Origin of the sequence: Chryseobacterium sp. R2ACT005 (genome assembly GCF_049949215.1) — a bacterium.
Classification (GTDB): domain Bacteria; phylum Bacteroidota; class Bacteroidia; order Flavobacteriales; family Weeksellaceae; genus Chryseobacterium.
In genome coordinates this window covers 1081916-1102453 of record NZ_CP188192.1, presented here as the reverse complement: position 1 = coordinate 1102453, position 20538 = coordinate 1081916, and the positions used below count along the sequence as shown (strand labels likewise).

The following is a 20538-nucleotide window of genomic DNA, read 5'->3' as shown; positions in this document are numbered from 1 at the left end:
ATAGATAATCTGAATAACAGACGTCAGCGAAAATTCATATTAAAAAACGTAAATTTGCAGCATGAATAATGATACGATATGTGCACTGGCTACTGCCAATGGAATAGGTGCTTTAGGCATCATCCGGGTTTCAGGAAATGAAGCTTTATCTGTAGTTCAGAAAAGTTTTCCGGCAAAAAATCTGGAAAAACAGAAATCCCATACCATTCATTACGGTTATTTTATGGATGAGGAGGAAGCCATTGATGAAGTAATGCTTTCCATCTTTCTGGCACCAAAAAGTTTCACCACTGAAAACTCTGTGGAGATTGCATTTCACGGCTCGCCGCATATCGGAAAACGTATTCTTGAAACACTGATCAAAAACGGAGCGAGAATGGCCAAAGCAGGTGAATTTACACTTCGTGCTTTTATTAATGGAAGAATTGACCTTTCCCAGGCAGAAGCCATTGCTGATGTGATTGCCTCTGATAACGAAGCTTCCAGAAAGGTAGCCATCAATCAACTGAAAGGAGGAATTACCAATGAAATTTCTTTACTAAGAACGGATCTTCTGAATTTTGTTTCTCTGATTGAGCTGGAACTGGATTTTGCTGAAGAAGATGTAGAATTTGCAGACCGAACTGCTCTGAACGGATTATTGGATAAAATTGAATTAAAATTAAATTCTCTGATTGAAAGTTTCCAATACGGAAATGCCATTAAAAACGGGACAGCCGTTGCCATCATCGGAAAACCGAATGCCGGAAAATCTACGCTGCTAAACTCTCTTTTGAAGGAAGAAAGAGCGATTGTAAGTAATATTGCCGGAACCACCAGAGATACCATTGAGGAAATTCTTCATATAAAAGGCCACGCCTTCCGACTGATTGATACGGCAGGACTTCGCGAAACAGTGGACGAAATTGAAGCTATCGGGGTAAAAAAAGCAAAAGAAAAAGTAGAGAACGCCAATATTCTTGTTTATCTGGCTGATGCTGCTACTGAAGATTTTTCGGAAGATATTGAAATGATTCAGTCGCTGCTGAGAGAAGATCTGAAACTGATTATCTGTGCAACAAAAATTGACGAAGTGATTCCTACCAAATATGAAACAGTAGAGAATATTTTCAGAAATGCCATTTCTCACGAGTTTGATTTTATCAAAATATCAGCTGTTGAAAATCAAAACATTCAGGATCTGAAAAACGAACTTTCATCGTATGTTGAGCATTTAAAATCTGAAGAAAATAACGTTGTGATCACCAACCAGCGTCACTTTGAAGCCCTTAGAAAGTCTCTGGAAGCAGTTCATAAGGTAAAAGAAGCTATTTCCTCCCAGATTTCTACAGAATTACTGGCTTATGAGCTTAGAAACGCCCTGGAACATCTTGGAGAAATTTCCGGAGAGGTTACGAATGATGAGGTGTTGGGAAATATTTTTTCTAAGTTTTGTATCGGGAAATAGAACACATAAACAACTGATATACAGCAATTTATGTTTTTTTGTGGTTTTTGAGACTATTTTAATAACCTATTGATTTAATGCAATTTATGTGATTTCACACGTTCTGATGCTACAATTTTTGCCCCTTTTCTTGCCCCTTTGGCATTAAAACATAAAATTTAAGCAAAAGAAAAATAAAATTGCTATAGAACTTCAGGGTCTTATATCTTCTAATAGTCATTAATTTACCCATAAAAAAGACTATTGGATTATATCTACCCTTAATTTGGAGAAATTATTAGTTTTTCCAAATCCAGATGTGCTGATTTATAAAAATTAAAGTCAAATTTAAAAACCAATCTAAACGAAGAGAAGAAAAAATGCTCAAATATTTTTTATTAGATTAGGTTGTACTTTGGGATGAATTTTGCATCCGATTATATGTAATGACCCCTGAACATGGGGTATAATGACAACCTAATGCCATTATTGTAGCCTTCGGCCTAAATAACTATTCTTCAAGACTTAAAAAATCTGATCATGAGCTCAAACATCAGAATTGAAAAAGTCTGCCAATATTGTGGTACAAAATTTATAGCCAAAACAACCGTTACCCGATATTGCAGTCATATCTGCAATAAAAAAGCTTATAAACTTGAACAAAGAAATCTAAAAATTAATTATGCCAGGCAAGCAATACGAAGTTTTGAAGAGCGGCAGTATCAGTCTATAAACACTCCCGTATACTTAACTGTAAAAGAGACTTCTGTGATATTGAAATGCAGTGCGAAAATGGTTTATTATCTAATCAATACTGGCCGTTTAAAAGCCATCAACCTATCTGTAAGAAAAACAAGAATCAAATTACTTGATTTAGCACTAATTTATTAGAACCAATCAATGGCGACCTAATGCCGAAAAGATTGACTTCATAATATTTTAGAGGACTTCAATAGCTGTTGCTATGAGCCAATTTGACAATATTCAATTGAATTTCACCCCTTAATACCGATATCATGACCAGAGTAACTTTACGGCATAAACCGATAAGTAAAGGACGACAAAGTCTGTATTTAGAAATTTATCCTCCTATACAGAGTGAAACGACAGGAAAGCTACTTAGAAAGCTTTATCTTAAAATGTTCATCTACAACAGCCCAAGATCTGAAGCTGAAAAACTCCATAATGAAGAAATTAGCTCTTTTGCTGAACGTGTACGTCTTCAACGACAAATTGATGTTCACAGTACTGACTATGGTTTTTTGAATAAGACAAAATTCAACTCCAACTTTATTGATTTTTTCCAGGCAGAAGTCGATAGCAAATCAGGGGCAATGCATTGGAGTATGGCTATTGCCTATTTTAAAAAGTTTGCAGGTGAAGTCTTTTTGTTTAAGCACCTTAATGAAGCCTTCTGTGAGAGCTATAAAAAATACCTATTATCCTCTCCCGCAGTTGGACGTTCAAAAATCAAGATTCAAAAAAGTACTGCTGCCACTTATTTTTCAAGATTTAAATGTGTTTTAAAAAAAGCTTACAGAAATAAATATATTTCAACAGACCTAGGAAATTTTATTCATAATATCAAAGTAGATGATACGCATAGGCCTTATCTTTTTAAAGACGAATTACAAAGGATGGCTAATGCTGACTGTAATTCCTCCATTGTCAAGAAAGCAGGACTGTTTTCGGCATTAACAGGACTTCGCTATTGTGATATTGAAAATCTAAGTTGGAGTGATATACAGGGAACATCCGGAAATTACTATATTTTGTTTAAACAAAATAAAACAGGAAAGGCAGAATATTATCCGGTTTCAGATGACACCCTTTCACTACTAGGTCTTCGTGGTGAATATGACGCAAAAGTTTTCGAAGACCTAACCTATTCTGACGTAATCAAATTCCTCCCCGGTTGGCTTAAAAATGCCGGAATAAAGAAACACTTTACATTCCATGGTTTTCGTCATACATTCGCCACTTTACAGCTGACGTCAGGTACGGACATCTATACTGTATCAAAATTATTAGGTCATAAAGATGTAAAAACCACAGAAGTTTATGTCAGGATTGTTGACGCTTTAACAAAAGAAGCTTCAGAAAAAATTAAGTTGGATTTGAATAATAAAAATTCATTAATTTAAGATATTGCCTTCTTTTTCATATTTTATTTATGCTTTATGTAATGGTCTCAAACTTGAAAGAGTTTTTTTAAGTTTTACTCCCATGATATTTTCGAATTTCACTACCATATTTTTGCTTATTTAATTTAAAAGGCACAGTCCCTTTAAACTATGCATTCTACGCAAATGAGTCTAATTTAGCTTTTCTCCTTTCCCAATCAGGCATCATAACTGTCAATAAATCAAAAAAATTCTGATCGTGATGTTTATGTACAATATGACACAGCTCATGCATTACAACATATTCAATGCATCTTTTTGGAGTATGCACTAATTTGGGATTAAAAATAAGCTTATTCTTTACTGTGCAGCTTCCCCAACGTGTTGGCATGTCCTGAAAATATATGCTTTTTGGTGCCTCAAAGCGTTCGGAAAATTTTTTAATAATAGGCTTTGCAATTTCTGATATTTTATTGACAGCTTTAGTCTTTAACCATTCCAAAAAAAAATCTCGAGCTCTATCCTTACTTCTTGTAGATACTAAAAACAAATTTCCTTTGTATGAAACTTCTTCCTTATAAGATTTTTCCACTAGAAATTTATATTGACGACCTAAATAATAAATGGAATAACCTGATTTAACTTCATAATCAAAAATTGTAGGTTCAAATTGTAGAAAAAATGATTTTTGTCTTATGATCCAACTCGCTTTTTTCAGAAGCAGTTCTTTTGTCCTATCCAAAGATATTTCGAGTGGTGCAACAACAACAACGGAAGAGTCAGGTAATATTTTTACTCCAACACTTTTACGGTTTGAATATTTCAATTCAAATTCAATTCTTTCCTTCCCATACTGAATACTCTCTATCATCTCATTTATTTGCGACTGCAATATCTATTAATTTCCTAGTTAATTTATCAGCTTCTTCTAAAGGAAAATCAAATACATCCATTAGATAATCACCAAAATCTAATTCAATTTTGTTAATAATATCTGTACGTTTATGCCAATCAACTATTTCATAATTTGAAATCAAATCATCAAAAACCTTAGTAATCTCCGTTTCTTTTCCCTCTTTGAACTTTTCCTGCTTTAGTAATTGATAAATAGCTACATTTCTTTCCTTTCCTTTTATTTCGTCGGGAACTTGGTATGATGATCCATTTAGTATCTGATCTCTAAAACCATTGAGTTTTTTAAGAGCTTCCAACTCTGACAAACGATTAGCTCGCATTTCCGCTATAGTTTCAGATATTAACTCTGATAACTTTTTATATAATGCGGGATTAGCATCTATGTTTATGGATAGATATTTAGCTGTAGCCGCAGCAATCTTTTCTGCTTTAGCTCTTGGACCTACAAGCTTTTCTACTTCTTCAGCAAAAGCCTCGGCATCCAGAATATCCAGTGGCTCAACAAGGCGAATAATTTCTTCTGTAATAACATGTTGATCCAATAGCTTTTGGAGTTGCTTCTCATATTGTGTAAAACTAACTGTATCTAAATAAAGTGAATTTGCAGCAACTCGGATGCCTGCGTATTTTTTTAAATCATCTTTGTATTGCTGAATTTCTCTCGGCGAAGAGCTATTATGAAAATCTATTGATGATAAGGCTATTTTTAGTATCCTTGCAAAAAGACTGAACTTACTATAAAAATCTTCTCTTACTGCCTGATCTGATAACAAATACACATATTCATCAATATTATGCTCATTAACTACTTGCGTAAAAAGGTTTAGTAAGTCTTTATGTGCACGTGGTAATTTACCTACTTCTTCAGATATATTGGTCAAAGATCCTATAATATCTTCAGGATCAAAAGAACTATCACCCGAATAGTTTTCTAAAGCTTCTTTAAGTTCTTCCATGATACCAGCATAATCAATTATAAACCCGTAATCTTTTCCAGGATATACCCTATTCACCCTAGCAATTGCCTGTAAAAGTGTGTGTTCCCTAAGTTTTCTACATAAATACATCACGACAGTTTGTGGAACGTCAAAACCAGTCAGGAGTTTGTCAATAACGATCAACAACTCTATACTTTCCCCCTTTTCATAATTCTGAATGATCGTATTATCAATATCAGGACCGTATTTAGCTTTAAGCAGCTCAAAGTACTGTGTTACTTCTGGAGATTCAGAGCTATGTATATCTTCATTGTTTTCCCTAGTATCAGGCGCTGACATCACAACCTCAGCCTTAACTTTACCAATAAGATCAAAGCACTTTTTATATTTTACAGCTGTTAGTTTATCAGGACATACGACCATCCCTCTAAAGCCAGTGTGTATACCCTCTTCATTATACCCCCAGTTAGATTGAAAATGCTTACTTATATCAAATGCAATTTGATAAATATTCTGTTCCGTTTTTAATATAAGGTTAGCTTGACTCATTTTTCTTTTGAGATCAGCTCGATGCTTCTCTTCAAGATCTTCAATCACCATATTTACAGTATTATCCAATGCTCTTCTATTCACATCTTGAACCGCTAATCTTCCCTCATATAAAATAGGTACAATTGCTCCATCCTCAACTGCTTCAGATATAGGATAAGTATCTATGATTCCTCCAAATTTATTAGCGGTATTCTTCTGCTTTTTCATTAATGGTGTTCCGGTAAATACTATAAAGCAAGCATTTGGCAACACCTTTTCCATGTTCACATTAAATATACCATGCTGCGTTCTATGGGCCTCATCTATCAATACGAATATATTGGGACTAGTTAGTTGATTTTCCTCCAGACTCCTTACAGCAGCATCGAATTTATTTATAATCGTTGTAATCACCAAGTCTCCATTTCCTTTGAGTAAACTAACTAATTGTTTTCCGGAACCAGCATTAATTACTTCAATTTCAACTTTCTTCAATGTCGCTGTGATCTGCCTATCTAAATCGATTCTATCTGTTACCAGTATGATCTGGGGATTAGGAACTACCTCCTTTATTTTACGTGCTAACATAGCCATAGTCAACGATTTACCACTTCCTTGCGTATGCCATACTACACCGCCCTTCCTTTTACCATTACGGAGAGGTTTTATTCTTTCAATTATTTTGTTGATTGAGAAAAACTGCTGAAAACGTGCAATCTTCTTAACCACACCACCTTCAAATAGTATGAAATCTTTGATAATAAACAGCAAACGCTCAGGACTCAATAAGCCATGGATACAGATATCTTGAGCGGTCGGAGGAACGTAATGCTGGTATTTTTCTACGTATGTCGTTCGATCTTTTGAATTTCTAATATCGGGATTTGAAAAAATCTTGTTTTCCACCTCTATGCTTAAAGGTGAATTGACTAAATTATCCAACAACTCATTGAAATGATTGTCTTTCTCCTTCCAAATCGACCAAAATTCTTCTTTTGTATTTGTTGTTGCATATTTAGACTCAAATAAACAGGTTGATAATAAAATTTGGCTATATACATACAAACTCAAAATACCATTCTCCTGTTGATTTCTTATATGCTGTGAAATAGCTTGCTTTAGTGGATCTTTAATTAGAGGGCTTTTACACTCAATAACAGCTAAGGGTATTCCATTTACGAAGAGAACTATATCTGGCCTATAGCTCTCTTTTCTGCCTGTACGAAGTACAGAAAACTCTTCTGCAACATGAAAATGATTATTACTCGGATTATTCCAATCAATGTAATTTAACGTAAAACTTTTTTTGTCGCCTTCAATCGACTGCTCTAGCGCATGTCCAAAAATCAAAAGGTTATATATCTGATTGCAGGAATGTACTAAACCTTCTGAAAGTGGTATATCCTGAATTTTTTGAATTGCTTTTTCAATATTTGCCGATTCAAATTTTGTTCTTTTATTCCCTATTTTAATGTCGTTGATAAACATCAATCTTTCCCGAAGTACTTTTCCCAATATGACATTACTCTCTCTGCTATCGCGGAGCTCAAGAGACTGTTCCTGAGATAAATAACTATAACCTAAATTTATAAGTAATTTTAGAGCTGGAATTTGTGATGTATTATCTTCTGTAAAAGCCATGGTTTATTGGTTTTAGCACATTGATATAATTTTACATTTTTAAAATGTAAACATTTAAATAAAATTTGACTATATTTTCTTCTATGGCAAATTACGGAAATAAAAGAGAATTACGAGCAATTTGCTCGTAATTCAAGCCCCTGTAGTTTATCGCAGGGTTTTGAACATTTGTTCTATTGCCCTTTTCTTTTGCTCCATATTAGGATGCACATATAGATTTAACGTGGTACTTATATTTGAGTGCCCCAAAAGGACGCTGACAGTCTTATAATCGCAATTGCTTTCTATGCATCTTGTAGCAAAACTATGTCTTAAACCATGAAACTTTATATCCGGCATATCCAGTTCATTCATAAAACTCTTGTAGTAACTTCTATATGTTCTAGGTTCAGTTGGTTTTGAATCATTTGTAAGGACAAAAAATGATGGGTTTACTACCTTCTTAAAAGGTTTTAGGATTTTTAATAGATCTTTACTGATAGGTATTTCACGATTTGAATTTTTAGTTTTTGGTGTATCGATGATTAATTCGGTTCTCCTTTCACCATCTTCTATAAGATATATCCTCTGAATTGTTTTTCGAATACTAATTATTGCGTTATCCGTATCAATATCCTCCCAACTTAACGCACAGATTTCCCCTATTCGGATTCCAGCACTCAAACAAATATAAACACCCAAATTTCTAAATGTAAAATGATCCTGAATATAGTTCATTATCTTTTTCTGATCTGACCTACTTAGAACTTCAATATCATTCCTCTCCCTTTCAGTTGGGAATTGGATATCAAAGGGTAAGTAGTCAAAAAATTTCCTTTTCGCACCAAATTTTAAAATCATCTTTAGTACAATCAGGATATCCTTAATAGTCTTATGGCTCAATCCGTCTTCCAATTTTTTAATTACAAACCCCTGTACTTCTGACTCTTCGATTATATATAACTCCCCAAAGGTGGGAAGAATATGATTCTCTATCAAAAGTATATAAGCCGCAAAACTTGACTTTTTAACAAATTGCTTTTTATCTATTTTCCATAGACCAATAACTTCCGATAGCTTTTTCTGCTGTTTCATTATAATTTTATTTAATTAACGAGTCAAAGGAAAGAAATAAAGAAGATTTTATCTTTGGAGTAAATGTATCCCCAAGGTTCCTAATTTGAGATTTTCTCAATTTACTGGAGAATGGGAAATTAAAAAATTGGGCGAAGTAGCTGATATTTATGACGGAACCCATCAAACACCTACTTACGTTAAGAGTGGAGTTAGATTTGTTAGTGTTGAAAATATTAATAGCTTAGCTAATACAGAGAAATTTATCACGAAAGAAGCATACGAAAAAGAGTATAAGGTAAAACCTAAAAAGGGTGATCTCTTGATGACAAGAATAACTGCAGGTATCATTGGCGCAACTGCTATAATTCAAGATAATGAGCCATTAGCATACTATGTTAGTCTCGCACTTATTAGGGTTAGAAAGGGGTATAAAGTTAATTTTCTTCAATATAGAATTGAAAGTAGTCAATTTAAGAAGGAGCTTAACAAAAGAATTATTCACGTAGCTTTTCCTAAAAAAATTAATTTGGGTGATATACACGCTTGCACAATTGCCTTTCCTACAATTGCTGAACAAGAAAAGATAGCTTCTTTCTTTTCACTGCTTGATGAGAGAATTCAAACCCAAAACAAAATAATTGGAAACTTGGAAACCTTAATCAATAATTTTCGACGTCGACTCTTTAATAAAAAACTAAGTTTTAGACTTGAATCTCATAAGACAGAGTGGAAAGAATATACAATCTCGGAAATATTGAAGATTGGAAGCGGAAAGGATTATAAACATTTAAACACGGGCAAAATTCCTGTATTTGGTACTGGTGGACTTATGACATTTGTGGATAAATATCTGTATAATGGTGAAACTGTCTGTATTGGGCGTAAAGGTACAATTGATAAACCAATGTATCATAATGGCAAAATTTGGACTGTAGATACTTTATTTTATACACACTCCTTCAAGAATTGCATTCCTAAATTTGTATTCCATCTTTTCAAAACAATTAAATGGCTTGAATACAAAGAGGCTTCTGGTGTTCCAAGTCTATCAAAATCTACTATTGAAAAAATTAGAATTCGGGTACCAACTATAAAGGAACAAGAAATAATTGTTTCTTTTTTGGGAGAGATTGACAATAAAATACAGCTTGAAAAATCGATTCTAGAGAAATTTATTCAAAATAAGAATTATCTATTGAAACAAATGTTTGTATAGATTATACAAACATTTGTTTCAATAAAAACTGTTTCTCCTGTTCTAATTTTTCTAAATACTGGCTCTCAATATCAATCTTAGTATCGATTGATAATAGGAAGCTCGCAATTTTAATTTGCTCCTCTAAACTAGGTAGTTTTATTTCAATTTTTTCGAGAGCTGCTTTGCTAATTTCAGCAAACGTTGAGCCATTTGCTCTTTTCTTTAGTTCTTGTTTATTATTCTTTAACCAATAAAAGAGAAAGATGTTGTAACAATTTTCTTTAGTTACTAAGGACTGAAATCCTTGATTAGTAGCACATTCAACAATAGCTATTGAAGTTTCACCTATTGTAGCTCTAGTTGTTAATAATATTGTTCCTTTTGGCAGCAGTTTTGCTGACGAATTTTTTAATCCTAATGCAGTAATTGTCCTTTCACTCTTAGAGACAAAGTTTCTTTTTATTTCAGTTGGGGTAAACCACTGAATATCTCCTTTCCAATATTCTTGTCTATTTGTATCTGGTGTCCCACCACCAAATATTTCACAAACTTGCTGCAATTTCGTCGGCTGCCACTTCTGAGATTCATGTCCCTCGAAAGCTGTAAATTTCGACTTCTGAGAAAATATTCTATATGATATACTTTTTTTTAATACATCTAATTCCTTAAGTATTTTGTTTTGGGTTTGAATTCTTTCGTCAAGTAAAGCCAAAAATGAAGAAATTCTATTCTGCTCATTGAGCTTTGGTAAACTTAAAGAAAGAGAAGCTAGTTGACTTGAATATAGATGTACTACCGAAATACCCTGTGCTAAATTAGCTATTTCTATTTTCTTTTTACTATTTAGATAATAAGATAAAAAGATTCCATTATTCTTGGTCTTGATAATATTCAAATCGCCTCCTAAAGCAATACCTGACTTCAAAACGCAAGAAGCTGTTGCAATATCAATACTTGTTTCTCCTGAAGCCGGAATGATAACGTCGTTTTCTTCACTTAAAATTAAAGTCGATATATCAACATTCGTTTTGGATTTTACGTCATTAATAATTTCTCTGTAATGAGTATATAGTTCACCATACCTTATGCACTTAGTTATCCCAGATTCATCAATATCACTTTTAGAAATTCCCTTTCCTTTTGAAAAAGTAGCAATCTCACCTAATTTTTTGACTTCCCATTCTCCAGTAAATTGAGAAAATCTCAAATTAGGAACCTTACTTACTTTTAACTCTTTATCCGCCATCTCGATCATTTAATTTTCTTTAGTAAAAACATTAAGGATTCAAATAAATTAAAAATCAAGACCTAGTTCTTTTAAATAACCTTCAATCTCCCTGTCCAATTCATCTCTTTTAGCTTCCAAAGATTTAATATCCTGCATAACAGCTTTAATATCTACCTCCTCTTCTGCTTCAAAAGTATCAACATATCTTGGAATATTAAGATTGTAATCATTCTCGATAATTTCATCCAGCGTTGATACATATGCAAATTTATCCTCTAAAACACCAACATGAATCATCTCATCGTGAAAGCGCGAGAAAACGTTTAAAATACGTTGAATATGTGAATCGCCCAATGAATTTTGGTTTTTACCGGGTACAAATCCCTTACTTGCATCAATAAACAGAACTTTTTGCTTATTAACTTTTTGCCTATTAAAAATAACAATTGCAGCCGGAATACTTGTTCCAAAAAATAAATTTGAAGGTAGCCCTATAATTGCCTCAATAAGGTCTTCTTCTAAAGTTTTTGCACGAATTTTTCCTTCTGCCGCACCTCTAAACAATACACCATGGGGAACTACAACACCAGCCTTCCCTGTATTATTCAAAGATTCAAGCATATGGGAAATAAATGCCCAGTCCCCCTTTGATTTTGGTGGCACTCCCCTCCAAAAACGATTATAAGTATCATTTAACAACTCGTCCGCACCCCATTTATCCAATGAAAACGGAGGATTTGCTACGACCGTATCAAACAGCATGAGACTATCGCCATCTTTATGCTTAGGATTACGTAAAGTATCTCCCCAACGTATTATTGCACTATCATAACCATGTAGATACATATTCATTACAGCCAGTGCCCATGTGCTCCCATTAGCCTCCTGTCCATAAAGCGAGAAATTATTATCACCAACCTCTCGTCCAGCCTTGATCAGCAATGATCCCGAACCACATGTGGGATCGTAAATACGTGAACCAGGTTTTGATTTAGTTAATTTAGCCAATAAAGTAGAAACTTCCGCCGGCGTAAAAAACTCTCCTGCTTTCTTACCTGAATCAGAAGCAAAATTCGCTATTAGAAATTCATAAGCTCCCCCTATGACATCATTATTCTCCAGATGTGACGATGAAAGATTCAAAGTGACAAAATCATTCAAAAGATTTCGTAATCTTGTTACCTTCCCCTTCGCATCACCTAAATTAGAGCTATTGAAATCAATGTTCCTGAAAATATTTGAACCATCTTGTCCTCCAAGTTTCTCCCTGTTAGCCTCCTCCAGCTCAGCAAGAGCATGGTTAATCATTTCACCAATTTTAGGATTATTACGGTTTTCATATAAAAAATAAAAGCTTGACTCATCTGGAACTATAAATCTCTCTCTCTCCAATGCTCTTTTAACACGGTCCATATTTCCATCATATTTCCTCCCATATTCTTCTTTTTTTTCAATGAATACATCTGTAACATATTTTAAGAATAACATAGTCAGGATATAATCTTTATATTGAGAAGGATCAATTGTTCCACGGAAAGTATCACATGCTTTCCATACTGTATTATTGATATCTTTTTGAGTTACTTTACTGCTCATTTTTTAGTTTTTTATATGTTACTGTGTTGATGAAATTTTCTTTTAGAACAATCAACCTTTTCTGAAGCGCAATTTGCTCTTTTTTTAATGAATCTAAGTTTATGATCTGCTTTTGGGTTGCAAAATTAGGAATAATAATATCCAATTCCCCCAATTCCTGTTTAGTAATCGATGGCATCACCTGAGTATTCATTTTTGAATCAAAAATCTTCAGTGTATCCGGATGATTTAAATACCATACCAAAAATTCAGGTAAAACTTCTGGACTAGCTATGGTAAGCACTAGAAAAGAAGCACTTGCGATTGTATAGGAATACTCATTCTGGAATCTAGCGGCAAAAAAACGCCTTCCTTTCGAATTGAACAAAATCTCATTTTCCTGCAAGAAATTTTTTTCAATAGCAGGTTTAATCAAAACATTTGCTTCAAGATCTTTTCGTAAGACCCCGTCATCGCTATAGTCCGAGGTACCGATCATTCTAACATAGGCATCAGTCAATTGATCTTCATCATTATTAACAGTTTTGGGAACTACCATCCCAGACCGGATATTGACAATGTCTGACAATTTAAACTTTTTATTCATAGCAATTTTTTAAGCAAGTCTCCGTTCCATAAGAAACGGAGAACTTGAAAATTATTATATATCATGAGGATATTCAGGTCCCAACCAGGTTCCATATTCAAGATATTTATCATAGTAATACACCCATTCAGATATCCAGGGTATTACATCGACCAAATCCATGTATGGGCGCCCCTTTAAATCAAACAGAGGATGATACAAGCAAAGAGAACCGTCTCCATTAAAATGTGTATCCACACATTTTTTTAGATTTTTCGTCTCAACGGTAACACGTTCAAATCTACCACGTAAAAATGGAGAGCACAAAATTTTAAAATAATAGTTTCTACCATTCAACAGCAGTGAACCTGTCCCTTCAAGCATCCGGCCTGTAACTTTAAAATCTATCCAGTCAAACTTTTTTTCGCATTCAAGTTTGGTCTTGAACAAAAAGCCCATCCAGTTTTTCCGAGCCAGCTCGCTAGGACTCAGCATAAAATCCATGACTCCCATTTTTAACCCCTGTTGACATGTTAATCATTCCATCTGCACTTGTGTAAGCAGTACCAGCAAGCAAAGCTGCCAATTTTTGATTTCCTTTGCGACTCTCCTCAAGTTTGACAAGCGCTTGTATATTCTCTTTATAATAACCATTTCCAAACAGGTCCTTATAATTAAACTCATTGGTTGAATTCCCAAGAAAGGTATTTAGTTTTCTCTGAAAGTCCTCGACAAAGCCGACAAAGCTATTATAATGTCTCTCCTCCCAAGAATCCGTAAAATGTTCTCTTTCATTTTTATCTTCATGGTCATCCACCGGATTGTAAACCGTGAACTTTACTCCCTTATACTTAAAGTCATCCGCTAGTCCCTTTAATTTGGACGCTGCATCCTTTAAAGCTTCCTGAATTGAGTGACTACCAGCATGAATCTGTGCTAGCAATGTCGTTAACACAATGCTTGAAATCGCAGGAGTGCGCTCGGTATCCTTATTTTGATAATACAAATCCCGATAGCGTTTAACTATCTGAACCGTTCTCTGCAAAGGGGTTTTTAAATATAAATCTGTAGGCAAATCTTCTGTCTCAATCTTTGCTTCCAGAAGCATACCATATCTTTCCTGAAGCAGAAAACTCGTACGATTTCTTTCAGAAATCTCATTAAACCATTCAAAATAACCCTTAGGATTTGTTCTTGACCAAAAGATTCTTTTTTTATCCAACGGAATCATCAATCTTGTATTATCTTTCATTATGATGCAACCGGGCAGTATATCCATATGAAAATCACTGTTATAGTTAATACGTACACAACGGTTTTTTTCCTGAAGAAGAGGTCTATATGTCTCATGCTCAGCAAGCACACGATAGAGTTCATCATAAATCTCTGATGGTGTATGATTCAGGAAAGAATCCTCAATATGCAGAACGATATCTAGGTCAAATTCCTTGCCAGCAAGAGGTTTGATTGTTGTTCCAATCAAAAGTGACCCTTGTGCATATACACTTATTGTATAACCCTTAAAAAAATTTTCATCTTTAGCCAAAATATCATTAACAGCCTTGTATGCCGATTTCATCTGACTTTTTCTAGTTTCATCAAGCTCCAAATTGGAAGCAATTATAGCAAGAAGTTCATCTTTCTTTAGTTCCTGCTCTGTATATCTATTTAAGTTATTTTTCATTGATTAAGTATTTAGTATGTTCCCCTATTTTAGCTATCTGCTCCTCATTTTCACTAACAATCAGTCTTTCAATTTCATTGATATCGACTAGCATTAGTTCATCTCCCGAATTTCTCGCTCTGCCCAAAAAACCTTTTAGTGCGACTTCCTGCTCCTCTGTGGGCAAAAATTCGATAATGTCATAAATTAAGACTTCATAGCATTGATGATAGGTACTGTAATTAAGGAACTTCATTATCTTAGATACTTTTTCGAATCTTTTTTTGCGAAAGATTTTGTCATCCAGGATATTACTCTCAATAAGCTCCTCCTCAAACTCCCTATCCCAGGAACACTCTCTATCACGTTCCGACTCAAACCACTTTACCACATCCAAAGCATACTTACCCTTTACTCGAAAACGTAAATCATCCTTACTGATATCATCTGTTTTAATACCTTTATGAGGACAGTCTTCCTTATAGCCCCATTTTCTAAATTCAGAAAAGGAGTTGTACTTTTTATACACACCTCCAACGGGTTGTAACTGGTCTTTTATCCGATGCCCTCGCACCAATAAGAACTTTGAAGTACCTGGAATTTTGATTCGGATTAAATAACTAATTGAAAAACGAACATCCTGATTTCTAATTTTTGTAAAATTGGACAGCCCGTACGTATAAAAGAGGTTAAATTTGTCAATGAGCGCTTCGGTGGCTTTTTTAACAATAACCTGACCAGCAGTTTTACCGCAAACTGCCAAAATTGTTTTTACTACCATTTAAGTGGATTTTTTAAATTTATAAAAATGCTTAATGGAGTACTATAATCAATGAAAACTTGTGTAATAGATAAATAATACATAAGTTTGCAGAACGAAAACGACTATAATACTCTAATCATATGAGGTGACCAACCTCTGGTTGTATTGTAAGCTCAATACCGATTTTTGTAAGTCAATAAAAAATTTAAAACCGGATCTACGCCAATAGATTTGGTTTTTTTGTTTAGTAATAACATTACAAAGATATAAAATTTCACACAACCATCAATAAAAAATCAAAGTATTTTTTGTACTAAATTTAAAACACAAAAACAAACATCTGATTACCAACATTTTAGATGCTTTAAAAATTTAGACAAATAGACGGATTTTAAAATTTGTTTTAAATATTTTATACATCATTAAATATTAAATTCCCAAAGTGGATATTTAGCATTGTTCTGACATATATTTAAATTAATTTATCCGTGAATACGAGTCTCCTATCAAAAGTAGTACAGGCAATAAGGACGGAGCATTTTTCAGAACAGACGGCTTCTTTGCTTCATAAAGGCATATATTAATATTTACATTCTATTTGATCATTGTCATACTTCTCCCGTGAACAGAGCTATTTAATTTACTGACTGATACAAGAAAGACTTTCTGTAGTATGTGTTTTTTGTCTATTTTTGAATTCTATTATAAATATATAACCTACTACATGAAAGAACTCGCAGATAGTATATATGAAGTTGTGAAAGACTATCGTAACCATGATAACGTATATATCACTCCGGAAAAAATACTACAATGGGGTGGACAGTTTGGAACTGATAGTAAACTAATTCTTACAGAACTAAACAATATCCTACCACAGGTTTATATTTCTAGGGAAAAAGCTAAAGAATACGTAAAAAGTAACTTAGATAAATATTACAAGATGTTCAACTACTCTAGTATAATCCAATTTTTAATGGATGCAGAGTTTATGGATGTGCAACAACCTCATAAAAGTCAGCCCGCTATTCTAAAATTAATTGATGAGGTACTAAATGAGCAATATTCATTATCATACTTAGATTACTTAACATTTCCCAAAAAGCATTATATATATTTTGATGATATCCTAGCATCAGGTAGTACTATTGGTAAGCATCTAATTGAGTTTTTAGAAAAAGAGGACACAAAAAATAAAAAAAATACTAACAAAATTCTTGAAAATGAAATCACTTTATCCGTATGTGTATTTTGTGTTCATAGATGGGGACTTTCTTTTCAAGAATTTAGAATCAATAAGACATGCAATGAGAAACTGGGTAAAAAGATAAATTGGTCTTGGAATTACGAAATTCAGAATCACGGAAAATTCTCAGACCAAAAACTAAACATTGCAATTCCAGTTAAAGGTAACAATCCAAAAATCAATAGCTACCTTCAGAGTTTAACCGCAACAAAATACGAAGACTATGCTTACAGAAATATGAATACGCCTTTGATTGAAACTTTTTTCACTAGTTCTGCTAATCGCATTCTATTTGAAAATATTATAACTGAAAAAGGAATTGATATAATTAATATGATCCAAGGCACAGTTTCTCAGAATATACGTCCCCTGGGACTTATAAATCCACAATATAAGATTTTTGGATTAGGAACTCATTTTTTCACATGGCGAAATATACCCAATAACGCACCACTAGTATATTGGTGGCAAGTTGAAGGGCATAATTGGACACCATTATTTCCTGTTGCCAATAGAGGTTTATAAAAAAATGTTTAAATTAGCATTATGAATCCCAGCATAAGAGAATATAAAACAAAAGAGATTATTTCTTTTGCAAAAACTGAAAATGAATATGGAGGCTTATCCAATATGGCTCCGGGCTATTCACTTTTTGTTAATGAAGTGAATATTCAAAGTGCAGAAATTCTTTATCAGTCATGCAAATTCCCTTTATTCCCTTTAATTCAAAAGGAGATTATTGAAACAAAAAATCCTATGGATGCCAAAGCGGTGAGCAGAAAATATAATCAATTTGCAAGGCAAGACTGGGACAGTGTAAAATTCAAAGTAATGAAATGGTGCCTTGAAGTAAAACTAATTCAAAACTTTGATATATTTTCCAAATTGTTATTAAATACTGGGGATAAAACAATTGTAGAATATTCTAAAAAAGATGATACTTGGGGGGCTATTCCTACCTCACCTAACTTGTTAAAAGGCAAGAACGCATTGGGAAGACTTTTAATGGAGTTAAGACAGAATATCCGATCGGGAAGGATCACCAAAGAAAGTGTAATTTTACAACCTGAAATCAAAGCTTTTCTACTTTTTGATTATCAAATCGAAACCGTATATAATGAGGATTATTTTATTAATGATCTAGATGACATTTATGCTTACTAAATAATTTGCTCAATCAAATTTGGATTCATAGCAATAATATAACTGTCTTTGAAACAGTTTATTACGGTTAAATTTATCGTGTGACCCATTTGTCCCTCGAAAATCATAACAAACTAATAAACAATGGTTTAATATGAGCTCTAAGTTTTGTGTCGGATAATTGTGTTTTTGTCTTTTGGCCTAATAATAACAACTTAGGGATTGCATTTTCAATTAACAGAAAACGATCTCCTAAAGATTCATTACCCTCAATATGTAATGATGACATATTTACAAGTTCCTTACCTATTTTTATTTGGTTAGTATTTTCAAGTATCCTGAGAGAATTAATCATCACCGGTAACAAGGATAAATATCGTTTATTGAATGACACAAATAATCGAGAATATGAAGCTATAAACTGTTCTAAACTAAAGTTTGCTGGATCTTCTAACTTATTTAAAGCACGATAAATGTTAAAAAAGCTATTAGTAAAGCCAAAATAGTCAATTTTATTATTCTATTCTTCTTCATATTATATATTCTTTTTTCAATTTAAGAACTGAATTTTATCGTGATATCAAATCTTTTTTAGTAAACAATTCTCATATTTTAGAGTTAAACTCTTTGGAGTTAAAACCATAATTTAAAAAGCTGTTCCTGATATTTATATATTTTTTGATATTATTTTGCATTCTGTGTCCGTCTTTAAAGAATAGTAATTTTGAATTGGGATACGAGGCTTGAATTTTATGGTTAATTTCATCTGAAAAAACAACATCTTCAGTACCTTTTAAAATTAAAACCTCCCCCAAGAAACTACTTCTTTCGAGAACAAACTTTCGAGGTGGAATATTATTAAGCTTGTGATACTCCAATAAGTCAGAAACAGCTTTTGATGATAGTTCGTACAACAAATTGGCTTCGCTTTCATTGTTATATTTCAGTAAGTCATAACCAACCAGTTCAAACCAGCGTACCCTTGCTGCGATTTCGGAGGGTGGTTTTATCATATAATTAAGCATTGAAAGATTGGTGATCGGTTTGAACTTATATTGAAATAAACTTCCTCCGTTTTTCAATTTTTTCAAAATATTTATTTGTGCTTCTTTTGGGGATTTTTCAGTTCTTCCAGTTTGGTACAAGATGTTGCAAAGAGTCTGTTTATCTATTGATTTTTGTTGGAGAACTTCTCTTAAAATCCTTGCTGCTTTAGGATTGTATTCATCAAAATCTGGCGAATATTTTAAGTTGAAATTTTGGGATAGATCAGGAGCTCCTGTTGATTCCAAAATTACACGATTTACATTTTTACCATACTTACTTATAAATTGCTGAGCTAAAACTCCAGCTCCTGATGCTCCAAATACATTTATTTTTTGATCACTTGTCAAAAGTCCTTTTTTGATTAGATCCTGTCTTATCAGTTCAATATCCTCTATCTGCTGATCAGAATTAAAAAGTTTTGATGCTATTTCATAATCCACTTCGCCATTTTTATAAACCTCAGGAAATAAAGTAGGTGAATGTCCTCTAACTCCAATCAAAACATAAGAGCTTCCCTGTAATACATTTTCAAAAAACTGAAAATCTGTTTTTGTACTTACTAATTGCATTTGTCCATCGGTCAGTAAGAAAGTAATGTTTTTGCTTTTATAAAAGTTAGGACTCAACTGATAAAAGCCTCTGAAATTTTCACTGGTCGATTGATGATGGTCGATTGGCAAATTGATGTAATGATGAAAGCTATCATCTGGCATTTCAGGATAGTTTTCGTTTGTTCCAATTCTACTGTTAGGAATTTTGTAAAAATCGCAATGTAAATACCACAAACCACCCGCAACTATTGTCAGGATAATGGAAGTTATCAAAACTCTTTTTTTAATTCTTGTCATTCAGTTATTTCTTTAATTATGTTGGTTTCACCATATTGCAAACCGATGTTAGGAGCTGGCTATCTTTATGTAAATTCTAACAAGTCTGGTTTTAAATATTTTTCTTTTGCTGTTGTCGAGTCGAAAATGTCAAAACTATAATGTTGTTCGATGATGTTCTTGAAGTCTGTTTTTAGCCTTTGATGTATTGTTATGAACTCATAAAAAGAGGCTATAGATCCTTTTTGTATAAAATGTTTAACTGCTTTTATGGCTGATACAGTTAATGTTTCATTGTATTTGTCTGTTACACCTAAATGTCTTACAAAATTTTGAAGTTGTTCGGTGATATTTTCAACAGCCTTTTTCTCTCCATATTTTGAAAGATGTATCCAAGCTAATCTAAGATGAGCTTCGTGTGAAAAAAGTGTTGGGTCTAATGAAGAACCTGCAAATTGTTCTTCAAATTCTTTGTCCGTTAGAATAAAATGTGGTTCCATATTTTTAGATATTATTTTTCTGATGTTTGAAATTGGAAGCAAGTCAGAATTAACTAACCAAATTTTGTCTTGCATATGCTGAAAACAGTAATTCTCTACGATAAAAAAGGGTTGGAAACTCGACTATCGAAA

The 20538-nt window shown here is 33.2% G+C and carries 17 protein-coding genes; 6 read left to right on the top strand and 11 right to left on the bottom strand.

All coding sequences use genetic code 11. The annotated features are described in order from the left end of the window. The first annotated feature begins 61 nt into the window (after positions 1-61). From mnmE to ACPF63_RS05065, 3 genes are all read left to right on the top strand, one after another. On the top strand, positions 62-1447 hold the full coding sequence (gene mnmE / locus ACPF63_RS05075) for a tRNA uridine-5-carboxymethylaminomethyl(34) synthesis GTPase MnmE (protein WP_426482234.1): 1386 nt from the start codon (positions 62-64) through the stop codon (positions 1445-1447). A gap of 519 nt (positions 1448-1966) precedes the next feature. Continuing rightward, entirely contained in the window at positions 1967-2317 is a 351-nt protein-coding gene (locus tag ACPF63_RS05070; RefSeq protein ID WP_426482233.1) for a helix-turn-helix domain-containing protein, read from the top strand. A gap of 125 nt (positions 2318-2442) precedes the next feature. Continuing rightward, the gene (locus tag ACPF63_RS05065) at positions 2443-3570 is read left to right on the top strand and encodes a site-specific integrase (protein WP_426482232.1); all 1128 of its coding nucleotides are present in this window, start codon (positions 2443-2445) and stop codon (positions 3568-3570) included. A gap of 157 nt (positions 3571-3727) precedes the next feature. Here the strand turns inward: ACPF63_RS05065 and ACPF63_RS05060 are convergent, their stop codons facing one another. The 3 genes from ACPF63_RS05060 to ACPF63_RS05050 all read right to left on the bottom strand — a co-directional run bounded on the left by ACPF63_RS05060 (position 3728) and on the right by ACPF63_RS05050 (position 8648). Then, complete coding sequence (locus ACPF63_RS05060; protein WP_426482231.1) at positions 3728-4420, bottom strand: M48 family metallopeptidase; 693 nt, start codon at positions 4418-4420, stop codon at positions 3728-3730. A 1-nt stretch (position 4421) separates the two neighbouring features. Further along, positions 4422-7574 (bottom strand): type I restriction endonuclease subunit R, encoded by a 3153-nt coding sequence (locus tag ACPF63_RS05055; protein WP_426482230.1) that lies wholly within the window; start codon positions 7572-7574, stop codon positions 4422-4424. A gap of 147 nt (positions 7575-7721) precedes the next feature. Further along, entirely contained in the window at positions 7722-8648 is a 927-nt protein-coding gene (locus ACPF63_RS05050) for a tyrosine-type recombinase/integrase (RefSeq protein ID WP_426482229.1), read from the bottom strand. A 127-nt stretch (positions 8649-8775) separates the two neighbouring features. Between ACPF63_RS05050 and ACPF63_RS05045 the strand changes: the two genes are divergently transcribed. Next, a complete protein-coding gene (locus tag ACPF63_RS05045; RefSeq protein WP_426482228.1) occupies positions 8776-9846 on the top strand; it encodes a restriction endonuclease subunit S in 1071 nt (356 codons plus the stop codon). Position 9847: 1 nt separating this feature from the next. On the opposite strand, the gene ACPF63_RS05040 is transcribed toward ACPF63_RS05045, so the two are convergent. Genes ACPF63_RS05040 through ACPF63_RS05015 form a run of 6 tightly spaced genes read right to left on the bottom strand, consistent with a single transcriptional unit; the run spans position 9848 to position 15661 of the window. Continuing rightward, a complete protein-coding gene (locus tag ACPF63_RS05040; protein WP_426482227.1) occupies positions 9848-11074 on the bottom strand; it encodes a restriction endonuclease subunit S in 1227 nt (408 codons plus the stop codon). A 48-nt stretch (positions 11075-11122) separates the two neighbouring features. After that, positions 11123-12652: a type I restriction-modification system subunit M gene (locus tag ACPF63_RS05035; RefSeq protein WP_426482226.1), complete on the bottom strand. Its 1530-nt coding sequence runs from the start codon at positions 12650-12652 to the stop codon at positions 11123-11125. Then, a complete protein-coding gene (locus tag ACPF63_RS05030; protein ID WP_426482225.1) occupies positions 12642-13238 on the bottom strand; it encodes a restriction endonuclease subunit S in 597 nt (198 codons plus the stop codon). The genes ACPF63_RS05035 and ACPF63_RS05030 overlap by 11 nt, the downstream gene beginning before the upstream one ends. Before the next feature lie 54 nt (positions 13239-13292). Further along, on the bottom strand, positions 13293-13721 hold the full coding sequence (locus ACPF63_RS05025; protein ID WP_106915235.1) for a hypothetical protein: 429 nt from the start codon (positions 13719-13721) through the stop codon (positions 13293-13295). Then, a complete protein-coding gene (locus tag ACPF63_RS05020) occupies positions 13699-14901 on the bottom strand; it encodes an SMODS domain-containing nucleotidyltransferase (RefSeq protein ID WP_426482224.1) in 1203 nt (400 codons plus the stop codon). Before ACPF63_RS05020 ends, ACPF63_RS05025 begins: the two co-directional genes overlap by 23 nt. Beyond that, positions 14891-15661, bottom strand: a complete 771-nt coding sequence (locus ACPF63_RS05015; protein ID WP_426482223.1) for a hypothetical protein — start codon at positions 15659-15661, stop codon at positions 14891-14893. The genes ACPF63_RS05020 and ACPF63_RS05015 overlap by 11 nt, the downstream gene beginning before the upstream one ends. Before the next feature lie 706 nt (positions 15662-16367). Here ACPF63_RS05015 and ACPF63_RS05010 point away from each other — a divergent pair. Together ACPF63_RS05010 and ACPF63_RS05005 are read left to right on the top strand one after the other, a co-directional pair. Beyond that, positions 16368-17414: a phosphoribosyltransferase-like protein gene (locus ACPF63_RS05010; protein WP_426482222.1), complete on the top strand. Its 1047-nt coding sequence runs from the start codon at positions 16368-16370 to the stop codon at positions 17412-17414. 21 nt (positions 17415-17435) lie between these two features. Next, positions 17436-18053 (top strand): NADAR family protein, encoded by a 618-nt coding sequence (locus tag ACPF63_RS05005; protein ID WP_426482221.1) that lies wholly within the window; start codon positions 17436-17438, stop codon positions 18051-18053. Between the two features lie 584 nt (positions 18054-18637). On the opposite strand, the gene ACPF63_RS05000 is transcribed toward ACPF63_RS05005, so the two are convergent. Together ACPF63_RS05000 and ACPF63_RS04995 are read right to left on the bottom strand one after the other, a co-directional pair. Beyond that, the gene (locus ACPF63_RS05000) at positions 18638-19927 is read right to left on the bottom strand and encodes a hypothetical protein (RefSeq protein WP_426482220.1); all 1290 of its coding nucleotides are present in this window, start codon (positions 19925-19927) and stop codon (positions 18638-18640) included. 65 nt (positions 19928-19992) lie between these two features. Next, the gene (locus tag ACPF63_RS04995; RefSeq protein ID WP_426482219.1) at positions 19993-20406 is read right to left on the bottom strand and encodes a hypothetical protein; all 414 of its coding nucleotides are present in this window, start codon (positions 20404-20406) and stop codon (positions 19993-19995) included. Positions 20407-20538 lie beyond the last annotated feature (132 nt).